The sequence below is a fragment of the Caulobacter segnis genome (genome assembly GCF_023935105.1).
GTDB classification, from domain to species: Bacteria; Pseudomonadota; Alphaproteobacteria; order Caulobacterales; family Caulobacteraceae; genus Caulobacter; species Caulobacter segnis_B.
In genome coordinates, this window is record NZ_CP096040.1 from 762,813 (window position 1) to 785,748 (window position 22,936).

A 22,936-nucleotide genomic window follows, 5' to 3' on the forward strand; every position below is an offset into this window, starting at 1 on the left:
GGCCAAGGAGTACGAGGCCGCCCGTGAGATGATGGCCCGGTGGCCGGCAATCCGCACGGCGGAGCCAGCGCCAAGTTCGCCGCCCAGCTGCTGACTGAACTCCGCGACAAGGTCGACGGTGAAACGCTGTGCGGCGCGCCCCTGTCGGCCCGGTTCGCGGCCGAGGGGTAGGGAAGGACGGGGCTACCGCAGCTCCGCCAGGTCCAGCCCAGCCAGCGCCCGGGTCAGCGCCTCGGCGTCGGCCGTCAGCCGCGCCAGGCCTTCGGTCGGCTCGCGCGTGGTCTCGTTCATATAGAGCGCGCGGTTGATCTCGATCTGCAGGGCGTGGGTGCGCTTGGCGGGGCGGCCATAGTGTTCGGTGGTGTAGCCGCCGGCATAGGGGGCGTTGCGGACGACGCGGTAGTCCAGGGCCTCCAGCGTCCGCTCGACCAGGGCGGTCAGCTTGGGCGAGCAGGCCGCGCCGAAGCGGTCGCCCAGCACGATGTCGCAGGGGCCGCCGCCCTTGGCCCGCTGGCCGCGCGCCGCCGCCGCCGGCATCGAGTGCCAGTCGATCAGGATCGCCGCCCCGTGCGCGGCCCGCGCCGCCGCCAGCTGACGGTCCAGGGCGTCGTGATAGGGGCGGTGGGCCAGCTCCACCCGGGCCTGGGCCTCGGGGAAGGTCAGCTTGCGGGCGTAGATCGGCCGGCCCTCGCCGGCGATGCGCGGGATCGTGCCCAGCCCGGCCGCCACCCGGGCCGTGCGGCCGCGCGCGTATTCCGGCAGGTCGCCCTCGAACATCGCCGGGTCCAGCTCCCACGGCTCGCGGTTCAGGTCGACATAGGCGCGGGCGAAGCGGGCGCGGATCAGCGCCGCGCCCAGGGCCGGCGTCCCGGCGACGATGCGGTCGACGAAGGCGTCCTCGGAGGCCCGCAGGGTGGCGACCGGCAGGCGGGCGGCCGAGGTCATGTCCTCGGGATAGACGTCGCCGGAATGGGGCGAGGCGAAGACCAGGGCCGTCGGCGGCGGCGCTCCGGCCGGCGCGGCGCGCGACACCTCGAACGCCGGGCCGCCGAACGTCTCCAGCGCCTCGGTCGCCGTGGCTTCGGTCTGCAGGGGCCGCCAAGCGCTCATGCCTCGCATCATCGAAGGCGGGCCGCCCAGGGTCAAATCCCAAAGCATCGTCGGCGACTTTCCGGCCAATCCGTCCACAGTCCCGCGCGGCCGCCCACAGCCCGATGGGGGGGCGCGACACTTAGGTTCATCCCCGATTTACGGACGACGCGCTAAGGTGGCCCTTCGATCGACGCCTTATTTGCTTCCGGACACGTGACCTCATGGCCCGCATCCTCCTCGCCGAAGACGATGATTCCCTCCGCGGCTTCCTGGCCCGCGCCCTGGAACGCGCCGGCTTCGAAGTCCAGGCCTGCGCCGATGGCGAGGAAGCCGTCCAGCACCTGGATCACCCCTGGGACCTGCTGCTGACCGACATCGTCATGCCCGGCATGGACGGCATCGAGGTGGCCCGCCAGGCCGCCGCCCGCGATCCGTCCCTGCGCATCATGTTCATCACCGGCTTCGCCGCCGTCGCTCTCTCGGCCCAGGACCGCGCCCCGGCCGGCGCTAAGGTGCTGTCCAAGCCCGTCCACCTGCGCGACCTGGTCGCCGAGGTGGAAAAGATGATGGCCGCCTAAAAAACTTTGTCGGGCGGCTTGCCTACCGGAAAAGCCGCCGCTATACCCCCACACCTTCCCGGCCGGGACGTCTTCACGAAGACGCCCCGGATCGCTTCGGCGGACGCGTAGCTCAGCGGGAGAGCACTACGTTGACATCGTAGGGGTCACAGGTTCAATCCCTGTCGCGTCCACCATCCCTATTTTTCCTTTAATATCAAAGCGTTCTATGGCATCCGCGCGGCGCCGTTTCGTGCGCTTTGAGAAGCCTTCCCCCCAGAGTCCCCCCAGAATAGGCCGGGAACGTCCTTGCGCGGCTGGGCGCAAACACGCTCCTGAACCGCCCTTCCGCCAGGTTCGAGAGGCATTCCTGTCCTGAGCGACCAAGACGAGAGCGGAATCGCCGAGAGTGGTATGCCCAGGTCCATGGCTGAGGACTCTGTGGATCTCGAGGCGATGGCGGCGGCGCTACAGGCGAGCGGTCAATACCGTGTGCTGCGCCGCCTCGCGCCGCGACCGCCTGTTCCCATTCCAGATGGGGTCGTCACCCGCATCGGCCTCTTCGTCGATGTCGAGACGACCGGTCTCGACTGGCGCTCAGACGAGATTATCGAGTTGGCGATGATCCCGTTCCGCTACGGGACGGACGGGCGGATCTATGAGGTCGGCGAGGCCTTCCAAGGCTTGCGTCAGCCCGCCGGACCCATCTCGGCGGAGATCACCGCGCTCACGGGCATCGACGACGCCATGGTCGCGGGCAAGACGATCGACGTGGCCGCCGTCGCCGCCGTCGCCATGCCGGCGGCGCTCGTCATCGCGCACAACGCCGCTTTCGATCGGCGCTTCCTCGAGCGCTTCTGCGAAGTCTTCCGCACCAAGCCTTGGGCGTGCTCGATGAGCCAGATCGATTGGGCGGCAGAGGGACACGAGGGGGTCAAGCTCGCCTGGCTCGCGGCCGGAGCCGGCTTCTTCTACGACCGCCATCGGGCGGTGAATGATTGCGCAGCGGCGATCGAACTCTTGGCCGCCGATCTGCCCCGGCGCGGCGGACCCGCGCTGGCCGCATTGCTGGAGCGGGCGAGAATTCCGACCTGGCGGATCTGGGCCGAGAACTCACCCTTCGCCATGAAGGACCGGTTGAAGGCGCGTGGATATCGCTGGAATGGCGACGACGTCTTGCCGTCGCGCTGCTGGTATGTCGATGTCGCCGACGCCGACAAGGACGCCGAGCTCACCTTCTTGCGTCAGGAGATCTATGGCGGAGACATCGATCTGCTGGCTCGGCGTATCGACGCCTACGACCGGTTCTCGCAGCGGTGCTGACCCACTGAGCGTCGGCTAGCGGTCGCGCTTCAGGCCATCCCTGGCCTCAAGCAAGAGTCTATAGCCCATCTCGGTCATCCAGCGCGCGCGCTGCATGTGACTCTCCCAGCACCGGCGCGCCCCGGCTTCGTCCTCACCGGGATCTCGCCCCAGGACCAGGCGCGTGGCTTCGCGCCAGTCGGCATTGTCCTGCTCGGCGTCGAGAAGCCGCAGATAGGTCGTCATGTGGCCAATGTCGTAGTCGGTGAGCTTGTCGCTCGCCGGGACTTCATCCGCCACTTCTGGTTCAAGTTCAGTTTGCAAGACGTCCTCAGTGCGTCGGCTTGAGCGCCGGCGAGGCCGGTGGCTCGACCGACCTTAGACCCTGGGGAGGGCGTCTGACGAGGTTGGTCGCGCGACTTGGTCGAGTCGACAGGGTCCTGCGATTGGTGGACAGTTTTGCCGCTGAGGGGGCGGCGAGAGCCGCCATGAGCGATGAGCTAGGGCCTGCGCTCGATTGGAGGCGGGCTGAATCCTATCGACCGCTGTTGCAGGCCGACGCGGCGATCTGGGCCTGGGAGTTTGGTCGCCGCGGACCGATGGCGTCGGAGGCGCCTGCGCGCGCGCGGGCGCAGGACTTGCCGGGACTGTGTTTCGTCGGCGCGGGACCCGCGGGCGACGATCTGCCCGCCGTCCTGTGGCGCGAAGACCCGTCCGCTCTCCTCGTAGACGCCATGGCGGCCCAAGCTGGTGAGCCAGGCCTATTCGATCTCCAGGGCCTGTCGCTACCGGCCATAGTCGTGCGAACCGCGGACGGCCAGCAGCACGTCTTGATCTGTGATGGCGCGAAGCGTCTGCGGTTGATCGTGGCTGATGGCGACGTGCTTGCTGGAGCGGTGAGGCTTCGTTGGCGTCTTCCGCCACACCCGGTCGCGGCTGCTCTGGAAGGGCTTCGGTCTCTGCTCGCCCTGAGTGAGGTTGGGCGTCTGCCGTCGCCTGCGACACGACGATCGGCCAAGGCCTTGCGATGGCTCGAAAGCCTGCGGCTCATGACGCACGGCGGTCTGGCGCCAGTCAGCGTGACATCGCCATGCTGCTTTTCGGCGACGAACGGGTGCGGAAGGATTGGAATGGCTCCTCCGACTACATGCGCATGCGGGTCCTGCGTCTGCTGCGCACGGCTGATCATCTATCGAGAAGCTATGGCGGCTTGCTAGGCCTGTCCGCCGCGCCTGATTATCGGGTCGCGCCGATTGCTGAGATCTGGCGTTCGGTGACTTGGCGTCGGGGTGTAGGCACCACGATGCGGAGCGGGATTTTTCTCGCCCTAGCTTGGCAATGTTCGACTTTCCCGCAGATTTTATCCGCCCTTGCATGACAGCCCTGCGGAAAAGCCGTTGGTGTGTGCGGAATGTCTGCGCAGGTGAAGGAGGCGCGCGACTTTTTCAAAAGACGTCCATTGCGCGAAAAATATAGAGTACGTCCATGGGATGACCTGGCGCTCAATAGCGCCATGGTGAAGTCCCGCGTAGCTGATCCGATATTGTCTTCGTTCCGCCGTGCTCTTCGGTTGGAACTTGGATCTGATCGCAGCGGCGCAACACGCCTGGCCTGGGAGTTTCTGCGGCGCAACCCGGCCTATCGCGCTGACTATGCCCGGGTTAGGGCTGGCGAAGCCGACATGATCGGCGAGCATTGGGGGCTAGCTGTTGCGGTCGATCCTGATCAGACCGAGGTCGATGCGAGCGTCTGGCGTTTGTCTATCGCCGAGGCGGATGGGCCATAGGGCGTGGCCGCTCTAGTCCTCTTGCGGGAGAACCCTGGGCAGGTTTTCCGCGAGCCATCGCTCTGCGCTGTTGTCCCGCCTTTCCAGATGGTCTTCCAAGGCGTCGAACTGGCGCTGGAAAGCCTCGATCAGGATCGGCTGGCCGATCGTGGTGAGGCGGTCGCCGACCCGCGCGTTGAACCGTCGATACGAGCCCAGCAGGATCGAGGAGACTTTGTTGTCCATCGCCCGCAGCGCATACTCAGGTGAGCCGAGCATCAGGCCGTCCATGATGCCGACCGGATCGCTATCGGTCGTCGCTGCGAAGCGCCAGATCCTGGCGATGCTGAGCGGACCCTCGCCCGCTTCGAAGCCGTAGTAGCTGCGCGCCTTCATGCCCATGCCGGCGGCGACGTCGTGAGCGCTGAGGCGCCGCTGGCTGCGGATCGTCTTTACGATCGTCGAGAGGAGCTGGCGTTGGCGCTCCAGATCACCGGATGAACTTTTGACCACGACAAGACTCGTTACTGAACCGAATGAGTGAAAGCGACTATCGCGCGGCGTTAGCAGGCTGTTGCGCCATGGCAGTGGCGCTTCCTAGGGTTGCATTATGAGTGGGCGAGATTTTTGAAAGAGTCTAAAAGGATGTGGTTACTTCTGGCGCGCCCCTGCCTGAGCGTTATTGGCCGCCGCGACCGAGAGGTTCGGCGAGTCCGATAAGAATGCCCTCGGGGCCGCGGATGTAGCAGAGCCGGTAAGCGTTCTCGTACTGAACGACTTCGTCGACGACCTGTGCCCCGTGCTTGCGGAGGCGGCCGAGGGTTTCGTCGATGTCGCTCACCGCGAACATGGCCCGCAGATAGCCGAGGGCGTTAACCGGGGCGTTTCGGTGGTCGGCGACGACCGACGGCCGGAGAAAGCGCGATAGCTCGAGGCGGCTATGGCCGTCTGGCGTGACCATCATGGCGACCTCGACGCTCTGATCACCAAGGCCAGTGACGCGTCCGGCCCACTCGCCTTCGATATTCCCACGCCCCTCAAGCGTCAGGCCGAGCTCCGTGAAGAACGCAACGGCGTCGTCGAGGGATTCAACCACGATGCCGACGTTGTCCATTCGCAGCAAATTGCTCTTCGTCATTTCGACAGCTCCTTGGTGACGGCGCGGGGGAGATCATCGGCGCGGACGAGCGAATCTGCTGTCAAATTCTTTAGTGATCGGCACGGTCCTGCTGGGCCGACGTCTGCGGCTCCGGCCCGCGACCAATGTCCGGTTCCTGGAGGTGCGCCAACGTCGGTTCACGGCGCAGCGCCGCCGGGGAAGCTGTCCTCGGCACAGCCGCGAGGGCGCAAGGCACGCCTTCGGCTCCCGGGCGACCAGCGGACATCGCCATATCAGAGGCTTTGTGTCGCAGGCCTGTCGTGTGTCGGCTGAGTGGCTCGCGGCGCGAGAACCGAGAGACCGGCAGCAATGATGTCCAACAAGGGCGCTGGCGACGGTCGGGCGCATAGAAAGCGCACACGGATTTCGGCTACCTATTCCGTCCCGAAGAGTATCGTGAGGGGACTGTCATTGTGGATGCGCCAAGCTCGCCCTCCGCGCGTTCTGGGTTAGCGTTGGGAACACGCGCCTTCGACATGCTCGCGGTCGCTGTCATCGGCTGCGCCTATACGGCGACAATCTTCGTCGCGCGTGACGATACCGATCTCGGCGCCGCGATTGTGGGTGGCATCGCCAACACCGTCCCCGTCATCCTCTTTGGCGGCTTGGTGCGGCGCTTCATCATCGAGAAGCTCGTCGGTCGCAGCGCGATCCGCCAAACCCTAGGCCATGCCGTTCTGTGCATGGCGTTTTCGGTTTTGTCCTTCTGGGTTCTCATCATCCTGCTGGGCATGACGAGCGGGGCCTCCCCCTTCACCTTCGAAGTGAAGCCCTTTGGGAAGGGAAGCGCCTGGCAGTTGCTGGAGAACGCGACGACCTATGCCGCCATCGCCGCCTTGTCCTATCTTCAGGCCTGGCGGCCTGTTGCGAACGCCAAGTCTGCAGCCGGTGAAGGGGAGGTCACACTCCCCGCAGGTCTTCCGGATCTGGAACGCCCACGCAGACCTCGGGCGTCACGTCATTTCATCCGTAGCGGCGAGGACATCCTCCCGGTGGACGTGAGCCGCGTGGTCTGCATCACTGGCGCCGACGACTATTCTGATGTCGCAACGCTCGATCGCAACCATCTCGTTCGCATGACTCTGGCCGAATTTGAAAAGTCTCTCGACGCCGCTGTATTCGTGCGCGTGCATCGCTCCTCGATCGTCAATGTCGATCTGATCGAGCGTGCGGAACCCGCCGGCGGCGGCCGGATGCTGCTGCATATGGCCAATGGCCAGGCTATCCAGTCGAGCCGAGCTGGGGCGCGGCTCCTGCGCGCGCGGGTTATTTAGCGGCCTTCAGAGACCGTTCGGCCGCCTCTGGTGTCAGTTGGCCGATTTCTGGTCGGCCGGTTTTCCGTTTCGCTAGCCTGTAGGCGAACGGGGAAAATCACTTTGAACATACGCTCTCTTCGCCAGGCTGCGGTGTTGTGCGCGGCGCTGTCTCTTGCCGCCACTCTACCGGCCGCCAGCGCTTCGACCGCCCCTGTCGACACCAAGGTTGAGGCTGAAGCGTCGGTCGCCGAAGCGCTTCTCGCGCGCTACAGCGCGGCGACCACGCCGGACGACATGAAGCGCCTCTATCGGCTGCAGATCGCCGCCGGCCTTTACGAAGCCGCCGAGAGCAGCATCGACCGGTTGCAGGCGATTTACCGGCCCGATCAACCCCGACAGGCGAGCGGGCTCGTCCCTTGGCGCATCTATGTCCGTGCAAAACGTCATGAGGCGCGTGGCATGGGGGCCGACGCGGCGTTGAAAACAGGTTTCGGCGAAATCTTCGGCGCTTTGTCAGACACGCAGATGGCCGAGGTGCTTCCAGACTATCGCGGCGACTTGGAACGGGTGCGCGATCAGTATGCTGTCGCGGCGAAGGCTTGCGCTGATACTGTCTTGCGTGACTGCGCGTCGGCGGCGGATGTGATCGCGGCCCGTCAAGCGGTCCTTGCCTGGACCGCTCTTTGGCCTGCCTCCGCCCCGCTGATCCGCGCCGACGCGGAGCGGCGCTTCGTCGTCGACGACCGCGTTCTGGTCCAGACGCCAGACGGCGCGCGGATCGCGGCGATGATCGTTCGACCGCGCGAACCCGCGACCGCCAAGCGGGTCGCGCTGCTGAACTTCACCATCTACGCCAGGGACGACTGGAGCTTTGCCGACGCAGTCAAGATGGCCGCCCACGGTTATGCCGGCGTCGTGGCCTATACGCGTGGCAAGGGCGCCAGCCCGGGGCCCGCCGTGCCCTACGAGCACGACGGCGCCGATGCGGCGACGGTGATCGAATGGCTGGCGCGCCAGCCTTGGAGCGACGGGCGTGTCGGAATGTTCAGTGGCAGCTACAACGCCTCAACCCAATGGGCGGCCGTCAAACACCGTCCGGCCGCCCTGAAGGCGATCGCGACCAACGCCAGCAACGCGCCAGGCATCGACGCGCCGATGCAAGGCAATGTGTTCCAGACGTTCATGTATCCTTGGCCGTTCTACACGACCAACACCAAGGGCCTGGACGACAAAACTTATGGCGACAGCGCGCGCTGGGCGGCGCTCGAACGCAACTGGTATGTGCGCGGCCGGCCTTATCGCGATCTCGACCGGATCGACGGGGCGCCGAACCCGATCTTCGACCGGTGGCTGGAACATCCAGACTATGACGCCTACTGGCAGAGCCTGATCCCGTTCGGGGAGGAGTTCGCGAAGGTCGACATCCCTGTCTTCGTGCAGACCGGGTACTATGACGGCGGCATGGTCGGGGCGCTGTATTATCTGGAGCAGCACTATCGCTACCGCCCTTCGGCGGAGCATCGCCTGCTGGTCGGCCCGTATCATCACACCGCGATGCAGACTGGCGTGCTTCCCACGGTGCGTGGTTATGAGGTCGACCAAGCCGCAAAGATTGATCTGCAGGACGTCCGCCTGAAGTGGTTCGATCATGTTTTCCACGGCGCGCCAATGCCCGACGTTCTGCGCGATCGGATCAATTTCCAGGTGATGGGCGCCAATCGATGGCGGCACGCGTCCAGCTTGGCCTCGATGGCCAACAAGCCGTTACGCCTCTACCTGACGGGCCAACGGGAGGGCGCGCGCCTGCTTTTCAGCAAGACCGCTCCGGTCTCCGGGCCAGAGCCAGAACTGCACGTCGATCTTGCGGACCGTAGCGATGTCGACGCCGCTCCGTCGGCGGACGGCGTGGACAGGAACAACGCGCTGGTGTTCGCGACCGCGCCGCTCACCAAGCCGACCGAGGTCGACGGCTTGTTTAAAGCGCGGTTTCGGATCGTGACGAACAAGCGCGACTTTGATTTGTCCGTCGATTTTTACGAGCGACGGGCGGACGGGACCATGCTGCCGCTGGCGTCCTATCTCGGTCGAGCGAGCTACATGGCGGACCGAAGCCGCCGCCAGCTTCTTCGTCCTGGGCAACAGCAAATGCTCGCCTTTACGAGCCAGACCGTCACGGCCCGTCTGCTGGCACCGGGAAGCCGCATCTTGGCGGTCATCGCAATTCCCAAACGCCCAGACACCCAGATCAACTACGGCACGGGACGAGCGGTCAGCGACGAGTCCATCGCCGATGCGGGCAGGCCCATCGAAATCCGCTGGCGGTTGGGGAGCTATTTTGATCTTGCGGTCCGATAACGCCAGCGGCCGACGGCGAGATCGGAGGGCGGCCGCCGGTCCTGTAGCAGACATAATGGTTGTTTGTCGGGGCGATCTTATCCTTGTGCCTAGCGGGCTGGATGTCGCCTTGCTGGAGGCACGCCAATGTTCGCTTGTGGCGCGTACTGGGCGTGGACGGTCTGGCATACACTTTCGCTAAACTGCGGACCGAAAAGGGGATGGCAGGAGGGCGTCGGAGACACCCTCCTGCAATTTCCGCTACTGGTCTTTCTTGAACACGTTCTGGAAGATAAGCGGACCCCAGGCAGGCCCTCGGGCGTGGACCAGCGCGCCGCCTTCGTCGAACCGCCCCAGATTGATGGGAGCGAAGCCGAGCTGCTTGGCCAGGGCCGCTACGGGCGCGACGGCGTCCTCGTCGTCGCTCGCCAGGAAGACCACGCGGTGACCGCCCGGGACGGCGGGATCCGTCGCCAGGGCGGTGGCGCCCAGGTGGTTGAACCCTTTCACGACCTTGGCGCCAGCATAGAGCTTGGCGACGAACGCCGACGACAGCAGGCCGTCCATCTCGTCGAGGGGCGCCTGCGAGTTAGTCACGTCGACGAGAGTCTTACCTTCCCAGCTCGGCAGGACCTTGGCGAGTTCGGGGTGGGACTCGGAGCGGACGGCCAGGAAGATGGTGTCGGCTTCGAGCGCCTCTTGCAGGGACTTGGCGAGGATGGTCGGGCCGATCGCCCTGGCCTGAGGCGCCAGGGCGTCGGGCGTGTGGCGGCTGGCGACGGCCACCTCCATGTTCCGGCGCGCGAAGGCGTGGGCAAGGGCCTGGCCGATCTTGCCAAAGCCTATAATCGCATAGCGCATGATGTTTCTCCTGTAATTTGGGGGCAGCCGCTCGGAGCAATCCGGCGCGCATTCAGATGGCCGAGAAGCCGCCGTCGACCGCCAGTTCCACGCCGTTCACGAAGCTCGAGTCGTCCGAGGCCAGGAACAGCGCGGCGGCCGCGATCTCCTCGGGACGGCCCATCGTTCCCCGCGGGATCAGCGACTCAAACATCTGCTTGGCCTCGGGGGTAAGAACCTGGTCTTGCATCGGCGTGGCGATCGGGCCTGGATGCAGTACGTTCACCCGGATGTTGCGGCCCTTCAGCTCGTTGAGCCACCCGCGCGCGAAGGCGTGCAGGGCCGCCTTGCTGGCTGCGTAGACGCTGTAGCCGGGGAAGCCTTTGATCGAGGCCACCGACCCGGTCATGAAGATCGACCCGCCGTCGTTGAAGAGCGGCAAGGCCTTCTGCACCGTGAACAGGGTCCCGCGCGTATTCAGGCCGAAGGTCGTGTCGAAGTGCTGCTCGGTGATCTCGCCCAGCGCGACAGCTTCGCCCATGCCGGCGCTTGCGTAGAGGACGTCGATCTTGCCCTTCTCGCGCTTGACCGTTGCGAACAGGCGGTCGAGGTCGTCGAGATTGGCCGCGTCGCCACGCACGCCCGTGACGTTCCGGCCGATCGCTTTCACCGCCTCGTCCAGCGCCGCCTGCCGCCGGCCGGTGACGAACACATAGGCCCCTTCCTCGACGAAGCGCTTGGCGCTGGCCAACGCCATGCCGCTCGTTCCACCGGTGACGACCGCGACCTTACCTTCAAGCTTACCCATGACCTTGTTCCTTCAGGCTGTGGTTGATCGTCTTGGGACGATCCAACAGCCCCGAAGTAGGCCTCCCGGCATTTGGCGTTCAGTACCGAACGATGCATATCAGTGGTGCGAAAACGATCCATGAGGCCGCGCTTCTTTTCGGGCCGATTCCAGAGTGCCTTGGAGATTTTGAGCAGTAGGTGCAGAATCGCACCATGAGCGCGTTGGGCTGGGATGATATTCGATACTTCCTGGCCGTCGGCCGTGGCGGATCGGTCAGGGCCGCGGCCGAGCGCCTGGGCGTGAACCATGCGACCGTGCTCAGGCGCATTGCTCAGCTGGAGCAACGCCTTGGGGTGGAGATCTTCGAGAAGCGTCCAACAGGCTATCGCCTCACCACGGCGGGCGAGGAGGTGCTCGAGTTCGCCGAGCAGATGGAAGCATCGTCTCACCAGTTGGAGACGCGTGTCCTAGGCCGAGACCAGAGCGCGCGCGGGCTCTTGCGGGTCACGCTGCCGCCCTTCCTGGCGACCCACCTTCTCATGCCGGACCTGACTGAATTCGCCCGGCTGCATCCAGACATCGAGATCGAGATCCTCTCGACCGGCGACGTCGCGAACCTGACCAATCGTGAGGCCGACGTGGCGATCCGTTTCGTCGTCGATCGCAAGACCTTGCCGCTGAATCTCCATGGTATGGCCGGGCCTCAGGTGGCTGGCGGCGTCTACCTCTCGCGTGATCTGCTCAGCCGGTGGCGTTCGGGTGCAGAAGGGATCGTCCGGCCTATCGTCATCAACGACCGCGGCGTTCCCGACTGGGCCAGCGCTGGCGAAATCCGCGCGACCGGGGCGCCATTCAGGGCTCCGGACGCCGAGGCGCAGGTCGCCGCCGCACGGCAGGGCATCGGGATGACAAGGCTGCCGTGCTTCGTCGGCGACGCCGACCGCTTGCTGGCGCGGGCGCCGGGCGTCGAGCCGCGCCTGAACGGCGCGATCTGGGTCCTCACCCAGGGCGAGACGCGGAAGACCAAGCGTGTGCGGCTGTTCATCGACTTCGTGTCCCTCAAGCTCGCCGGCTATGCACCGCTGCTCATGGGGCTGTCCGCATCGGGCGACTGAAACGCTGCAGGTCGCCAGCGAAACTGGCGGCGGATGAGGCATCGAGCGCTGGTCGTGTCGTTCAATTATCTTCGGTCGCGCCACGGCGCCACGCTGGAAGTCTGGTTTCTGGAACCCAGGTGACTTCCGCTCCTGGCGCGTTTACCGCTCGCGAATGACTTGGAGCTCTGGCAAAGACCGAGAAGCGAGGCTCAGTTCGCGCCGAGCCTCTCCTCCCATTCTAGGGTGTTGCGTGACGGCGCTTCTTCATGCGGAGACATGCGCTGGATCGGACATTGTGACCCGGTTTCGCACGCTGGGCCGCTCTTGCATCCTTTGATGCCAGGCTAGCAGCGCCTCGCAGTCACTGGGCACGGGCAACTCTACGAGTTCTGCGAAGATCAGGCCGCCGATGACCGTAATGTCGGCCATTGAGAAAGCGTCCCCGGCGACAAACTGCCGCTTTCGTAAAACGCCGCCCTCATCGACGGCTATCGCGTGGCGGGCCTGCTGCCGGCTTAACCATTGCGGGCGAATGCGACGGAATTTGCATCGAGCGAACGACCTAGTCCGTCGAGTGGGTGTGCACCTTCTCAGCATGAGTGCTGAACATCCAATTCCTGGCGGCATGCCGACGCCTGCTATTGGCGCGACATAGAACACCCACGGCTCCTTCAGCGATGGGCTCTAATCCGTAGTGCTTGAGCCGCGTCAGGGACGGTCTGCGACGTCCACCGGCGCAACCAGGGGGCTGGCGAAAACCACCGGCGCGAGTTCGGCCTGGGTAGGTAGATCGTCGACGGCGCCGGTTCGCAGGAAGTCATGAACCTTTTCGGCCAGGTCCGGGCGGGTGCGCAGCCACTGGAAGGCGCCGCCGTGCTGCGCCCGGTGCAAGATCATCATCCGGGCGTTGGGAAACCAGGGCAGCATGGCCAGGGTGTTCTCCAGGGGCGTGGACGGATCCCAGTCGCCTTGGACGAAAAGGATCGGCGTCAAATCGCGCACCGGCCGACGGAAGGCGTCGCCGGCGTCGGGCGTGGGCCACTCGCCCTTGGTCTGAAGGTAGGATTCGAAGTTCCAGCCCCCGATGACAGGCAGGGCGGGATCGCTGCGCAACAACGCCTTTCGCTCGGCGCTTATGTCCAGGCCGATATTGATCAGGGGATTGATCAGGGACCGTTCGCCGGCGGCGCGGTCGGCCAACGCGTACTGTCCCAAGGCGCCGTAGCCGCCATGATAGGTATCGAGCACGAAACGGGGGAAAGTCGCCGCGCGCTGGGCCGCGTCTAGCAGGGCCGCCTGGTAGTCCTCGAGGCCGACCACGACCTGACGGCTGATCCCCGCCTCGTCGATTGCATTTACGGATACGGGACCTTTGGCGAGCCGCGCGCGTGTCGCCTCGATCGCCGCGAGAAGGCCGCCAGGCGGCAGCCAGGGCCCGAGCGCCGCGTCGTGGTCGGCCTCCCAGGCGATCCGCTGATAGACCGAATAAACCTGCGAGGGCAGGTCATAGCCGTAATCCAACGGCTCGGCGGAGCTGATCACCGCCCGCGCCACGAGGCCCGGATGGCCTTTCATCACCGCGAACGCCCATTGCGAGCCGAAGCTGGCGGCCAGCAAGCTGACCTTCGGATAGCCCAGCGCATCGGCCAGATCGGCGACGTCGTCCGCGATCTGGCCGATGCTGTAGCCTGAGAGATCAGCGAAGGGATAGGCGGCCTGGGCGCGCCGGGCCATGTCGCGGACGAGGGCGGTGTCCGCGGCGGTCGAATTGGGCCGATCCAGCGGCAAGGCGCGAGTCTTCAGCACCATCATGTCGCCGCGAAGCGTGTAGCCGCGCTGTTCGATGACGATCAGGTCCGCGTTCTTGGCGTAGTCCTGCCAGACCTTGACCCGGCGGCTGGCCGCCTCGTCGTGGTCCAGGACGATGTCGAGCATTGTCACCCCCGGACCGCCGGCTAGGAGCACGATCGGCGGCGCTCCGCTTGGATGAGCGGCCTTCACGCGCGCGAAGCCCACGCCGATCCGCCGGCTGCCGGGCTTGGCGCGATTCTCGGGAACGTAGAGCGTACCGATCTCGTAGGGCATGGCCGAGCCGTCGCTAGCCACGGCCACGCCAGTCTCGACGACGATGCGACGATCTTCGGCGGCGGCTGGAACGGCGATGGCGAGGGCCAGAAGAGTGGCGAGTCGCTTGATCATGTCTGGAACGCTTCCCTGGCTCGGCACGGGAAGGGGCCTTCGAAGTCGTTCCCTGTCAATCGGATCGAGCTGTCTGGATGCAAGGCGAAGAGCCGATCCGTCCGATGGGCTCGCCCCGGCGAGGGTGTCGCCCAAGACGTCGCCTTTCTGCGGGCGAACGAGCGACAGCTGTTGACGTTCATTAGCCAAGCGAACCTGCCTCTTGTTCGAGAACCTGGCGCTCATGCTCCGCAGCAAGGTCATCCCAGGTCTCGGCCATTCGAACAATGACGTCGCGCATCCTGGCGCCGAGCGCAGACTTCGCCGGGTCTTGGGCCTGGCAACCCTTGTCGCGATGGTCGGATGCCGTTTTCATTCCTCTGCCGCCAGCGCTTGCGGCGCGCGCTCTCCGCTCGGCAGCCGGCGCCAGGAACGAGCGTCAGCTCGGCGGCGAGCTGGGCGCGGTGAATCCATTTGCGGGCCTGCTACGAGGCACGCGTCCAAGGCTGGGGCGGCGAGCCCACGGACGAGCAGATTTTTTGCCCGCGGACGTCTTGACGCCTTTCGGCGATGTCCTAACTCATCCCGTGCTTGCCAGGCGCCGACAGGGTCTGGCGGTGGGGCGCCTAGCGCTCGTCTCAGCGCCCCTCATATCCAACTTGCTTGCGAGGAGATGGAAATGAGCACCGCGTTTGATTTCACCCCGCTCTATAGTTCGATGATCGGCGTCGATCGCATGGTCGACCTTGTCGAAACGGCGCTGCGCACCGAAGCAAGCGCCGGCTATCCGCCCTACGATATCGAAAAGACTGGCGAGGACGCCTACCGCATCTCGCTGGCGGTCGCCGGTTTCGCGCCGACGGACCTGGAGATTGTCGTCGAGCCCAACCTCTTGGTGATCACAGGGCGCAGAGTGGCGAACGAAGGGCAGGGCGCTCGAACGTTCCTGCACCAGGGTCTGGCCCAGCGCGCCTTCGAACGTCGGTTCGAGCTGGCCGACTATGTCGTCGTCAAGGAAGCCCGCCATGCCCATGGCGTCCTGGCGATCGATCTCGCGCGCGAGGTGCCGGAGGCTTTGAAGCCAAGGCAAATTCCAATTAGCTTGGGCGCGACCCAGCAAGCGCTGGAGCTTGAGCGCGCCAAGGTCCGCAAAGCTGCCTAAGGGAGGTTCGCCATGCGCACGGACTCCTCTTCAGCCGATCGGGCGCGCCCATGGCCCGTGCGGCCGGCCGTCGGCTTCCTCCATCCCTTGGAAGTTATCAAGGATCAGGATCTCGACCTTGCCGAAAAGCGTGAGATCCTGGCCGCCTGGGCCTCGGACGCCAGTGCGGTAGAGCACCGGCCCAGTCAGAGATGGCTCTTGGGGACGCCAGCGCCGGTGCCGCTCAGCGAGGTTCTTTCCGCGCTGAGGCGCCTGGACCGCGACACGTTCTCTTGAGTTGGGCAGGTGGCCGGCCAGCGGAGAGCCGGCCGCCATCGCTCCGTGCTTAGTTCGAAGTTGATGACCATGCCTTGCTTTGTCTTTGTCGAGCCGTCTGGCGACGGCTGGATCGTTCGTGGCGACTTCAGCGACAGTCCTCTGGACTTTACGACGGGGGCCCGCGCCGAACAGGCCGCGCGTGACCTTGCTCACCGCTTGGCCGAGGCGGGCGAGCCGGTCGTCCTGGAAATACGCCTGCGCAACGGCGCGCGCGCCGGACGGTTCCTCTTCCCACCCTACGCGGGCCGGCCGGACGCCCCCTAACGCAGCGCGCCTAGCCTGGTCTATGCGGCGAGGGTCGCGGCCGCCGCCCGCATCCGGCGTAGCGCCGCGTTCAGATCAGCGTGCGCCAGGGTGAAGGGCGATCCGGTGCGAAACGCCCTTTGTGCTTCGGCCCATTGCCCGCGGCTGATCAGGTCTGCGACCAGGCTAGCATGCTGGTGGAATGAGCGATGGGCCTCGAGCAAGCCCAGGAAAGCGTGGTTGCCCGCCCAACGCCTGGCGCCCTCGCCATGCAACCAACAGCCTGTAGGGCAAAGTCGATCAGAGGGCAGGGCGGCGGAGTCGAACGGATGGCGCTTGGCGATCGCCGCGATGAGCGCTTCGCGAATCTGGGCGTGTTGGTGTGCTTGTTCCTGGAAATCCATGACCAAACCTCTCGGCTTAATCCAATGGGCCGCCTTTTCGCGCAGGATGGTTTCCGGCTGGTTTTCAGGGACGACCTTTCCACAGGTTTTTGGCAAATGACGGCAGCGGGCTCTCATTCGCAAGCTGCGCAGCCTTTCAGAACGGAGCGTCGCCTTCCTTGAGCTTAGTGGAATGTCCACTGCTGGCGCCTATCCGAAGATGACGCGGCTGCCCACAACGGTGCGGAACACCTGATCCGGCATCTGGGCGATAGCCGGAGCGATGAAAGCCTCGCCCGTGCAGTGCCCGGGCAGGATATAGTCGGGCTTGAGGGCCTGCATCAGCGTCAGGGTCTGCAGCGCTTGCTCCCGCGTCTGGGGCGGCACCAAGTGGAAGCCGCCCATGATGGCGTGGATCTTGTCGACGCCAGAGACGGCCTGAGCGGCGCGCACGGTATTGATGATACCCCGGTGGCTGCACGAGCCAATCACGACGAGGCCCTTGCCCTTCAGGTGGAAGGCCGTGCCGAGCTCGTGGACGGCGTCATCGACGAAGAAATCGACGTCTCGCCGGTCGGCGTCCAGGTCGGCGCGGCGGCAGCCCTGGCCTGGCAGCATCGAGGTCGGCACCCTGGGCTTTTCGGGCGAGACGAACGGAATCCGGCCCGTTGTGAAGCCGATGCCGGCGACCTCGCGCGGCGCGGCGGCCACGCGCAGGTCAATCCCCGCCGCGACGAGGTCGGCCTTCTCCAGTTGTCCGAAGCTAGGGCCGTCGGGCGAGACGCCGCGCAGGCGAGCGCAGAACGCTTCTTCGCCGCCGATATAGAGCGGTGTCCCGCGCTTGACCCGGCCGACGACGGCGGCCAGGCCACCGAAGTGATCATAGTGGCCGTGGCTGAGCACCATGGCGTCGACGCTAGCCGGATCAACGCCTAGCAGCGCCATGTTCGAGGCTAGGGTTTCGGGCGTATAGCCGAAGTCGATCAGCACTCGATGGCGTGCGCCGGCGCCGGCGGCGTCCGCTAGCACCGAATAGCCCCACTCGCCGCGCAAGGTGAGGCGGTAGGACGACGCCGCGCGCTCTGGCGGCAGAATCTTCAGGCCGGGCCGCTCGACGGGCGTTGCGAAGCTGGAGACCGTGCTGTCGGCCAGCAAGGTTAGGGCCAGGCTATCGATCTCCGGCACGACGATCGTCGGCGCGGCCCAGCTTGAGAGTGGGGCGGCGACTAGGCCAGCGGCCAGGAGCATTCGACGTGTCAGCATGTTCAGCCTCCGCCGCCGAGCCTAGCCGTCCAGGCCAAACATGTCGCCATCGTTGAGCATCACTATTGGAGGCGCACGCGAAGGTCCTCAATGTCCGGCTTCTGAGGCCTCGCTAGTGTCGGTTATTGGCGCGTCTCGCTTCTTTAAGGCTGAAAGGACCCTAGGCGGCCAGCGCATCGCGGATCAGCGACTGGTGGACGCCGACACCTGCCAGGACCCCGTCGGCCGAGGCCAGCGTAGCGTTTTGCATGGGGCGTGCGGCGTCTCCGGCCGCGTAGACGTCGGGCACGGTCGTGGCTTTCCAGGCGTCGGTTCGGATGATCGGTCCCAGCGGCCCTTCGTCGAATTCACAACCGAGCATTTGGGCCAAAGGGCTGGCCATGCGCTGGGCGGGCGCGACAAAGAGGCCGTTCAGCGCGACCGTGCGTCCATCGGCCAAGGCCACGGCGTTGAGGTCGGGCGCGCTACCCAGCAGCGCGACGACGGGGGTCCGCTCGATTCTCACTCCACGTGCGTCCAGCAGCGCGCGCTGTTCATGGTCCGGTTCGAACATGCCCTGGGTGAACAGCGTCGTCGGACCCCAGTCGGGTATCATCGCGGCCTGATGCGCCGACATCGGATGTCCCGCCATTACGCCCAAAGGTCGATCGCGGTGCTCATAGCCATGGCAATAGGGACAATGCAGCACGCTGGCGCCCCAGCGTTCCTTCATTCCCTCAACTTCCGGCAAGACATCGACGATCCCGGTGGCCAGAACCAGCCGCCGAGCCTCGACAACGCGACCACCGGCCAACGCCAGTTTGAAGCCAACGTGCAGCGGCTCGACGTTCAGCGCCTCTCCGTGGACAAAATCCACCGTCGGGTAGGCGGTGACCTGACAGGTCGCCTCTCGCACGATCTGCCTGGGCGCTTTGCCGTCCTGGCCTAGGAAGCCGTGCGAGGCGTCGGCGAAGCGGTTGCGCGGCAGACCCGCGTCGACAAGGAGGATTCGGCGACGCGCGCGGGCCAGTTGCATAGCGGCGGAGAGCCCAGCAAAGCTGCCACCCACGACGATAGCGTCAAACATGGTGATGGTCCTTGGGGAGGGGGATCTTGGTGGTGTCGACGCGGCCGTACAGGTCGGCCAGCGACACCGTCGCCAACCGCTTGGTCAACAGGGCGCGCGCTTCCACGACCGCTTCGTCGAGCGCCGCGTTGACGGCCTGTTCAATCAGGCATCCTGGCGCCTCCTCGGCCTTGCCCAGAGCGATGATCGGCTCGTCCAGCGCGTCCTGAACTTCCGCAAGGCTAATCTGCGACAGCGGCCGACCCAGGCCCCAGCCGCCACCATGCCCTTTTGTCGAGGTGACGATCCCGGCCTCGCGCAGGCCCGCGAAGGTGCGCCGGATGACGACCGGATTGGTCCCAGAGAAGGCCGCCATCTCCGCAGAGGTCATCAAGGTCGGGCGCTGAGCCATGTGCAGCAACATGTGCAAGGCGACGGACAGGCGGTTATCACGTTTCATGTAATACTAATTGTTACATGAGTGACCGTGCCGCAAGGGACGCCGACGAATTTATCGGCCGGTCCGCTGGACGAGGGCGTGGCCGCCCTAGGGAATGGCCAGGCAATGGCCGATTGAGGCCGGCCGTGGAACGCGGCGAGGGAGGTGCTAAACGTCGCGTTCCTGGAGGCGCGCCAATGGCAGCGATTGGCGCGCCTCTGAAGCTGAGTACATGGGCGTCCTCGCAAGGCTGCGGCAAACCACATCGGGCTCCTTCAGCCCACGCTGTCGCCGTCGCTGGGCGCGCCAACATACGCTGCTGGCGCCTAGAGCCCGTCTTTGTTTCCCGTAGTACGACCTCGCCCCGCTAGGCCTTGCAGTAAGCAATCGAATTCTGGTTCATCGAATGCCTTCAGATCCCAATCTGTGCAGTTTAAATGATGACCGATCTCGACCGCATCGTCCGCCTCAAGACCGTGCTAGCACGCACTGGCCTTAGCCGATCGACCCTCTATCGGAAGATCAGCGAAGGCACCTTTCCTCGCCAAATCCCGATTAGCGTTCATGGCGCGGGATGGCGGGAGTCGGCGATAAATCGTTGGATCTCTGATCCCGCCAAGTTTCGCGCTGAATAGCTATATCACTTCAGCCGCGCCTTATGCCCCCGGCGTCGAGCTCCGCCGTGCGCGGCCGGCGGCGACGGCCCAGTCCTCCATAAGGCGCTTGCGTTTTTCAAATAGATCGCCGCGCCGATACGCGGCCTCGACCTTGTTTCCGATCGTGTGGGCGAGCGCCATCTCGACAATCTCGCTTCGATACTCGGTGGTCTCGGCCGCCCAATCGCGGAAGGTGCTGCGAAAGCCATGGGCAGTGAGATCCTCGCACTTCATTCGCTTCAGCACCGCCAACATCGCCATGTTGCTTAGCTTCTTTCCGAACAATGTGCCCCAGAAGAGGGGGCCTACGGGCGCTAGATCATCTGGAATGGGCTGCCTTTTGGACTCAAGAACACGCCGGACTACGGCGCAGTAGTCGGCCTTCCGCCCTTCAAGGATCTCTACCAAGGGCGCCGTGAGTGGAACGCGGTGTTCCCTTCGCCCCTTCATTCTCGCGGCAGGAACGGTCCAAACTTGGTTGGCCAGATCAATCTCGTTCCATTCGGCGCCGATGACCTCTCCGGTCCGGGCGGCGGTGAGGATTGTGAACTCCAGAGCGCGAGCTGCTGCGCCTGGTTGCTCCTTCAGGGTGGCCATGAACGCGCCTAAGTCGGCGTAGGGCAGGGCGGCGTGATGCCGTACCTTATGGACGCGAGACTTTGCCGGCAGCAGTTTCTCAAGGTGACCCTTCCAGCGTGCTGGGTTCTCACCTTCGCGCAGTCCCCTGGCGGTCGCCCAGTCGAGCACCGCCTCAACGCGCCCTCGCACCCGGCTGGCGGTCTCGGGCTTGGTGGACCAGATCGGTTCCAGGACGGCTAGGACTAGCCCGGTGTCGATGTCCGAAACGCCGCAATTCTCGAAGATCGGATCAGCGTATGTCGTCAGCGTGCTTTCCCATTGCTTGGAATGCTTTTCATTGCGCCAGCCGGCCTTGTTGGCGCGGATATAGGCTGAGGCCGCCTGTTTGAACGTGAAACCCTTGGCGGCTTCCAACGTGGTGCGTGCTCGGGCGCGTTGACGTTGCTCGATCGGGTCGATGCCGTCGAACTTCAGGCGGCGTGCATCGCGCGCCATCGCTCGTGCTTCTGAGAGGCTGATCGTGTGGGCTGGGCCTAGCCCCATCTCGCGGGCGCGCCCTTGGAGCATGTAGCGATAGACCCAGGACTTACCGCCGCCCTTCTGGACCATCAAATAGAGGCCACCGCCGTCCGGGTGCATTCCTGGTCGCGTAGTCCTCTTGACCTGTAGGGCCGTGAGCCGTTCCCAAAGTCGGGCCATTTTATCCCACACTTTGTCCCACAAATGAGACTCGGATCTTGTGGGATCGCGTCGGACGTGTCGAAACACGTCTTCGCGATTATCCCTTATAATCCGGGGATTTACCGGACGCTCTGGAGCATCTTGGGACTGAATGGGATGGGATGGTGGCGGAGAGGGTGGGATTCGAACCCACGGTGCCCTTCCAGGCACGCCGCATTTCGAGTGCGGTACATTCGACCACTCTGCCACCTCTCCAGGCCGCCGTTCCAGGAGGCTTTTGAGCCTCCCGAGGTCGAGGGCGCGATACCTAGCGGCGTCGCCGCCGGGACGCAACCCCCCCAGGGACGCTTTCTTCGCGCTTTTTTCAGCTCAGACTTTTGGTCGCAGAATCATCTGGGTGCAGCGGAAAAGCGCGATGGTCTTTCCGGTCGCCTCGTCGGTCACAACGGCGTCCCAGACCTGGGTGGTGCGGCCGCCGTGCGCCAGTTTGGCCTCGACCGCCACGCCGCCCTCGCGGACCGTGCCCAAGAAGTTCGACTTCAGTTCGATGGTGGTGAACCCGGTCCCGCCCTCGGGCAGGGAGATGACGCAGCCGTAGCCGGCGGCGGAGTCGGCCAGGGCGATGACGCTGGCCGCGTGCAGGTAGCCGTTGGGGGCCATGTGCCGCTTGTCGACGTCGAAACGTCCCCTCACCAGGCCCGGCTTGGCTTCCAGCCATTGCAGGCCGAGGAGGTCGGGCAGGGAGCCGGCTTGGCCGGCGGTCAGGGCGGCGCTGAAATCCTCGGCCACGGGTCATCTCTCCATACGTTTCGCATGCGAAATGTATGCGGCGAGCCCGTGGGGGCGCAAGTCCGTTTCCGAAAAGAACGGACTTTAGAGTTTGGTGAGGTCCACCGGCGGGAAGCGGGGGCCGCTCTCGGGCTCCGAGGGCAGCTTGCCGGCGCGGATGGCCACCCGCAGGGCGGCTCCGGCCAGCACCGGATCGGGCAGGAAGGCGTCGGCGGCGGTGCGCAGGGCGATGAAGTCCAGCCGGTCGATCTTGTCGTTCAGCTGAATATTGGCGGCCTTCTCCTCGGCGATCGTCGACTCGAAGGTCTCGGTCGCGCTGACGCCGGGCAGGACTCGGGTCCGCGGCGGCAGCTTGAGGAACTTGCGGGCGTCGTCCCAGGCCTTGCCGGCGTCGGCGCCGGGGACGTCGCAGCGGCCGGCGCCTTCGGCCGGAGCCAGCATCAGGTCGCCGGTGAACAGGGCGTCGCCCAGCTTGTAGGCCACGGCGCCGGGCAGGCGGCCGGTCAGGGCGATGGCGGTGATCTCCAGCCCGCCCATGGGCAGGGCCTCGCCGTCCTGGGCCAGCTTGTCGAAGTCCCAGCCGTCCAGGTCGACCATGGTCTCGCCCAGCTTGGGGGCCAGGCGCTTGAGGCTCTCGACGACGCCGGCGCCGATGCAGACCGACGCGCCGGTCTCGTATTTCACATGGCCGGCGGCCGACAGGTGACCGGTATGAAGGCCGGTCTCCAGGATCCAGGTCGGACCCAGGTCGCGGGCGCGGATCTCGGCGATGATCCGGTTGATGAAGCTGGTGTCCACGGTCTCGGTGGCGGGATCGAAGTCCAGGACGGGATCGACGATGGCGCAGAGATAGGTGGCGGGGTCGACGATCAGATAGGTCACCGTCCCCGTCGTGGGATGGCGGTATGCGATGATTTCCGGCTGCATCAATCTGCCTCAGACGCCCGAGGCAGGCACCATGAAGGTCAAGCCGTTAAACATCCGCGAACAGCGGCGAGACTTTCGACG

Annotated in this window: 27 protein-coding genes and 2 tRNA genes; 13 read left to right on the forward strand and 16 right to left on the reverse strand. The window is 65.3% G+C overall.

The annotated features are described in order from the left end of the window. Nucleotides 1-39 precede the first annotated feature (39 nt). Complete coding sequence (locus tag MZV50_RS26455; protein WP_289781899.1) at nt 40-171, forward strand: hypothetical protein; 132 nt, start codon at nt 40-42, stop codon at nt 169-171. Between the two features lie 12 nt (nt 172-183). Here the strand turns inward: MZV50_RS26455 and MZV50_RS03715 are convergent, their stop codons facing one another. Continuing rightward, nucleotides 184-1,110, reverse strand: a complete 927-nt coding sequence (locus MZV50_RS03715) for an N-formylglutamate amidohydrolase (protein ID WP_252633076.1) — start codon at nt 1,108-1,110, stop codon at nt 184-186. 203 nt (nt 1,111-1,313) lie between these two features. Between MZV50_RS03715 and cpdR the strand changes: the two genes are divergently transcribed. The 3 genes from cpdR to MZV50_RS03730 all read left to right on the forward strand — a co-directional run bounded on the left by cpdR (nt 1,314) and on the right by MZV50_RS03730 (nt 2,972). Beyond that, the gene (gene cpdR / locus MZV50_RS03720) at nt 1,314-1,670 is read left to right on the forward strand and encodes a cell cycle two-component system response regulator CpdR (protein WP_010918630.1); all 357 of its coding nucleotides are present in this window, start codon (nt 1,314-1,316) and stop codon (nt 1,668-1,670) included. 101 nt (nt 1,671-1,771) lie between these two features. Continuing rightward, nucleotides 1,772-1,846 (forward strand) — tRNA-Val (locus MZV50_RS03725). Between the two features lie 229 nt (nt 1,847-2,075). Continuing rightward, nucleotides 2,076-2,972, forward strand: coding sequence for a 3'-5' exonuclease (locus MZV50_RS03730; protein ID WP_252635169.1), 897 nt, complete (start codon nt 2,076-2,078; stop codon nt 2,970-2,972). Between the two features lie 15 nt (nt 2,973-2,987). On the opposite strand, the gene MZV50_RS03735 is transcribed toward MZV50_RS03730, so the two are convergent. Beyond that, nucleotides 2,988-3,251: a DNA -binding domain-containing protein gene (locus MZV50_RS03735; RefSeq protein ID WP_252633077.1), complete on the reverse strand. Its 264-nt coding sequence runs from the start codon at nt 3,249-3,251 to the stop codon at nt 2,988-2,990. 790 nt (nt 3,252-4,041) lie between these two features. On the opposite strand from MZV50_RS03735, the gene MZV50_RS03740 reads away from it, so the two are divergent. Continuing rightward, the gene (locus MZV50_RS03740; protein WP_252633078.1) at nt 4,042-4,329 is read left to right on the forward strand and encodes a hypothetical protein; all 288 of its coding nucleotides are present in this window, start codon (nt 4,042-4,044) and stop codon (nt 4,327-4,329) included. Between the two features lie 33 nt (nt 4,330-4,362). After that, nucleotides 4,363-4,737: a transcriptional regulator domain-containing protein gene (locus MZV50_RS03745; RefSeq protein ID WP_252633079.1), complete on the forward strand. Its 375-nt coding sequence runs from the start codon at nt 4,363-4,365 to the stop codon at nt 4,735-4,737. A gap of 12 nt (nt 4,738-4,749) precedes the next feature. Here the strand turns inward: MZV50_RS03745 and MZV50_RS03750 are convergent, their stop codons facing one another. Together MZV50_RS03750 and MZV50_RS03755 are read right to left on the reverse strand one after the other, a co-directional pair. Beyond that, nucleotides 4,750-5,118: an XRE family transcriptional regulator gene (locus MZV50_RS03750; protein WP_252633080.1), complete on the reverse strand. Its 369-nt coding sequence runs from the start codon at nt 5,116-5,118 to the stop codon at nt 4,750-4,752. 277 nt (nt 5,119-5,395) lie between these two features. Next, complete coding sequence (locus tag MZV50_RS03755) at nt 5,396-5,854, reverse strand: VOC family protein (RefSeq protein ID WP_252633081.1); 459 nt, start codon at nt 5,852-5,854, stop codon at nt 5,396-5,398. A gap of 497 nt (nt 5,855-6,351) precedes the next feature. On the opposite strand from MZV50_RS03755, the gene MZV50_RS03760 reads away from it, so the two are divergent. Both MZV50_RS03760 and MZV50_RS03765 read left to right on the forward strand, forming a co-directional pair. Next, nucleotides 6,352-7,149 carry a LytTR family DNA-binding domain-containing protein gene (locus tag MZV50_RS03760; RefSeq protein WP_252633083.1) on the forward strand — a complete coding sequence of 266 codons (798 nt, stop codon included), beginning with the start codon at nt 6,352-6,354 and terminating at the stop codon, nt 7,147-7,149. A 102-nt stretch (nt 7,150-7,251) separates the two neighbouring features. Next, the gene (locus tag MZV50_RS03765) at nt 7,252-9,486 is read left to right on the forward strand and encodes a CocE/NonD family hydrolase (RefSeq protein ID WP_252633084.1); all 2,235 of its coding nucleotides are present in this window, start codon (nt 7,252-7,254) and stop codon (nt 9,484-9,486) included. A 240-nt stretch (nt 9,487-9,726) separates the two neighbouring features. Here the strand turns inward: MZV50_RS03765 and MZV50_RS03770 are convergent, their stop codons facing one another. After that, entirely contained in the window at nt 9,727-10,326 is a 600-nt protein-coding gene (locus tag MZV50_RS03770; RefSeq protein ID WP_252633086.1) for an NADPH-dependent F420 reductase, read from the reverse strand. Between the two features lie 52 nt (nt 10,327-10,378). Next, complete coding sequence (locus MZV50_RS03775) at nt 10,379-11,113, reverse strand: SDR family NAD(P)-dependent oxidoreductase (RefSeq protein WP_252633087.1); 735 nt, start codon at nt 11,111-11,113, stop codon at nt 10,379-10,381. 179 nt (nt 11,114-11,292) lie between these two features. Between MZV50_RS03775 and MZV50_RS03780 the strand changes: the two genes are divergently transcribed. Continuing rightward, entirely contained in the window at nt 11,293-12,210 is a 918-nt protein-coding gene (locus MZV50_RS03780; RefSeq protein ID WP_252633088.1) for a LysR family transcriptional regulator, read from the forward strand. A gap of 246 nt (nt 12,211-12,456) precedes the next feature. On the opposite strand, the gene MZV50_RS03785 is transcribed toward MZV50_RS03780, so the two are convergent. After that, nucleotides 12,457-12,819, reverse strand: a complete 363-nt coding sequence (locus tag MZV50_RS03785; RefSeq protein ID WP_354668944.1) for a glutathione binding-like protein — start codon at nt 12,817-12,819, stop codon at nt 12,457-12,459. Between the two features lie 81 nt (nt 12,820-12,900). Continuing rightward, nucleotides 12,901-14,391: an alpha/beta fold hydrolase gene (locus tag MZV50_RS03790; protein ID WP_252633089.1), complete on the reverse strand. Its 1,491-nt coding sequence runs from the start codon at nt 14,389-14,391 to the stop codon at nt 12,901-12,903. A gap of 697 nt (nt 14,392-15,088) precedes the next feature. On the opposite strand from MZV50_RS03790, the gene MZV50_RS03795 reads away from it, so the two are divergent. From MZV50_RS03795 to MZV50_RS03805, 3 genes are all read left to right on the forward strand, one after another. Further along, nucleotides 15,089-15,532 (forward strand): Hsp20 family protein, encoded by a 444-nt coding sequence (locus tag MZV50_RS03795; RefSeq protein ID WP_252633090.1) that lies wholly within the window; start codon nt 15,089-15,091, stop codon nt 15,530-15,532. Nucleotides 15,533-15,544: 12 nt separating this feature from the next. Beyond that, on the forward strand, nt 15,545-15,808 hold the full coding sequence (locus MZV50_RS03800; protein ID WP_252633091.1) for a hypothetical protein: 264 nt from the start codon (nt 15,545-15,547) through the stop codon (nt 15,806-15,808). Between the two features lie 69 nt (nt 15,809-15,877). Further along, a complete protein-coding gene (locus MZV50_RS03805; protein ID WP_252633092.1) occupies nt 15,878-16,114 on the forward strand; it encodes a hypothetical protein in 237 nt (78 codons plus the stop codon). Nucleotides 16,115-16,134: 20 nt separating this feature from the next. On the opposite strand, the gene MZV50_RS03810 is transcribed toward MZV50_RS03805, so the two are convergent. The 4 genes from MZV50_RS03810 to MZV50_RS03825 form a co-directional block, all read right to left on the reverse strand. Beyond that, nucleotides 16,135-16,497: a CZB domain-containing protein gene (locus tag MZV50_RS03810; RefSeq protein WP_252633093.1), complete on the reverse strand. Its 363-nt coding sequence runs from the start codon at nt 16,495-16,497 to the stop codon at nt 16,135-16,137. 189 nt (nt 16,498-16,686) lie between these two features. Next, a complete protein-coding gene (locus MZV50_RS03815) occupies nt 16,687-17,739 on the reverse strand; it encodes an MBL fold metallo-hydrolase (RefSeq protein ID WP_252633094.1) in 1,053 nt (350 codons plus the stop codon). A 160-nt stretch (nt 17,740-17,899) separates the two neighbouring features. Next, the gene (locus tag MZV50_RS03820; RefSeq protein WP_252633095.1) at nt 17,900-18,805 is read right to left on the reverse strand and encodes an NAD(P)/FAD-dependent oxidoreductase; all 906 of its coding nucleotides are present in this window, start codon (nt 18,803-18,805) and stop codon (nt 17,900-17,902) included. Further along, complete coding sequence (locus tag MZV50_RS03825) at nt 18,798-19,244, reverse strand: RrF2 family transcriptional regulator (protein ID WP_252633096.1); 447 nt, start codon at nt 19,242-19,244, stop codon at nt 18,798-18,800. The genes MZV50_RS03820 and MZV50_RS03825 overlap by 8 nt, the downstream gene beginning before the upstream one ends. A gap of 419 nt (nt 19,245-19,663) precedes the next feature. On the opposite strand from MZV50_RS03825, the gene MZV50_RS03830 reads away from it, so the two are divergent. Next, nucleotides 19,664-19,858 carry a helix-turn-helix transcriptional regulator gene (locus MZV50_RS03830; RefSeq protein WP_252633097.1) on the forward strand — a complete coding sequence of 65 codons (195 nt, stop codon included), beginning with the start codon at nt 19,664-19,666 and terminating at the stop codon, nt 19,856-19,858. Between the two features lie 21 nt (nt 19,859-19,879). Here the strand turns inward: MZV50_RS03830 and MZV50_RS03835 are convergent, their stop codons facing one another. The 4 genes from MZV50_RS03835 to MZV50_RS03850 form a co-directional block, all read right to left on the reverse strand. After that, a complete protein-coding gene (locus tag MZV50_RS03835) occupies nt 19,880-21,157 on the reverse strand; it encodes a tyrosine-type recombinase/integrase (RefSeq protein ID WP_289781922.1) in 1,278 nt (425 codons plus the stop codon). A 147-nt stretch (nt 21,158-21,304) separates the two neighbouring features. Then, nucleotides 21,305-21,394, reverse strand: a tRNA-Ser gene (locus MZV50_RS03840). A 114-nt stretch (nt 21,395-21,508) separates the two neighbouring features. Next, complete coding sequence (locus MZV50_RS03845) at nt 21,509-21,928, reverse strand: PaaI family thioesterase (protein WP_252633099.1); 420 nt, start codon at nt 21,926-21,928, stop codon at nt 21,509-21,511. Nucleotides 21,929-22,012: 84 nt separating this feature from the next. Further along, a complete protein-coding gene (locus MZV50_RS03850) occupies nt 22,013-22,858 on the reverse strand; it encodes an MBL fold metallo-hydrolase (RefSeq protein WP_252633100.1) in 846 nt (281 codons plus the stop codon). Between the last annotated feature and the right edge of the window lie 78 nt (nt 22,859-22,936).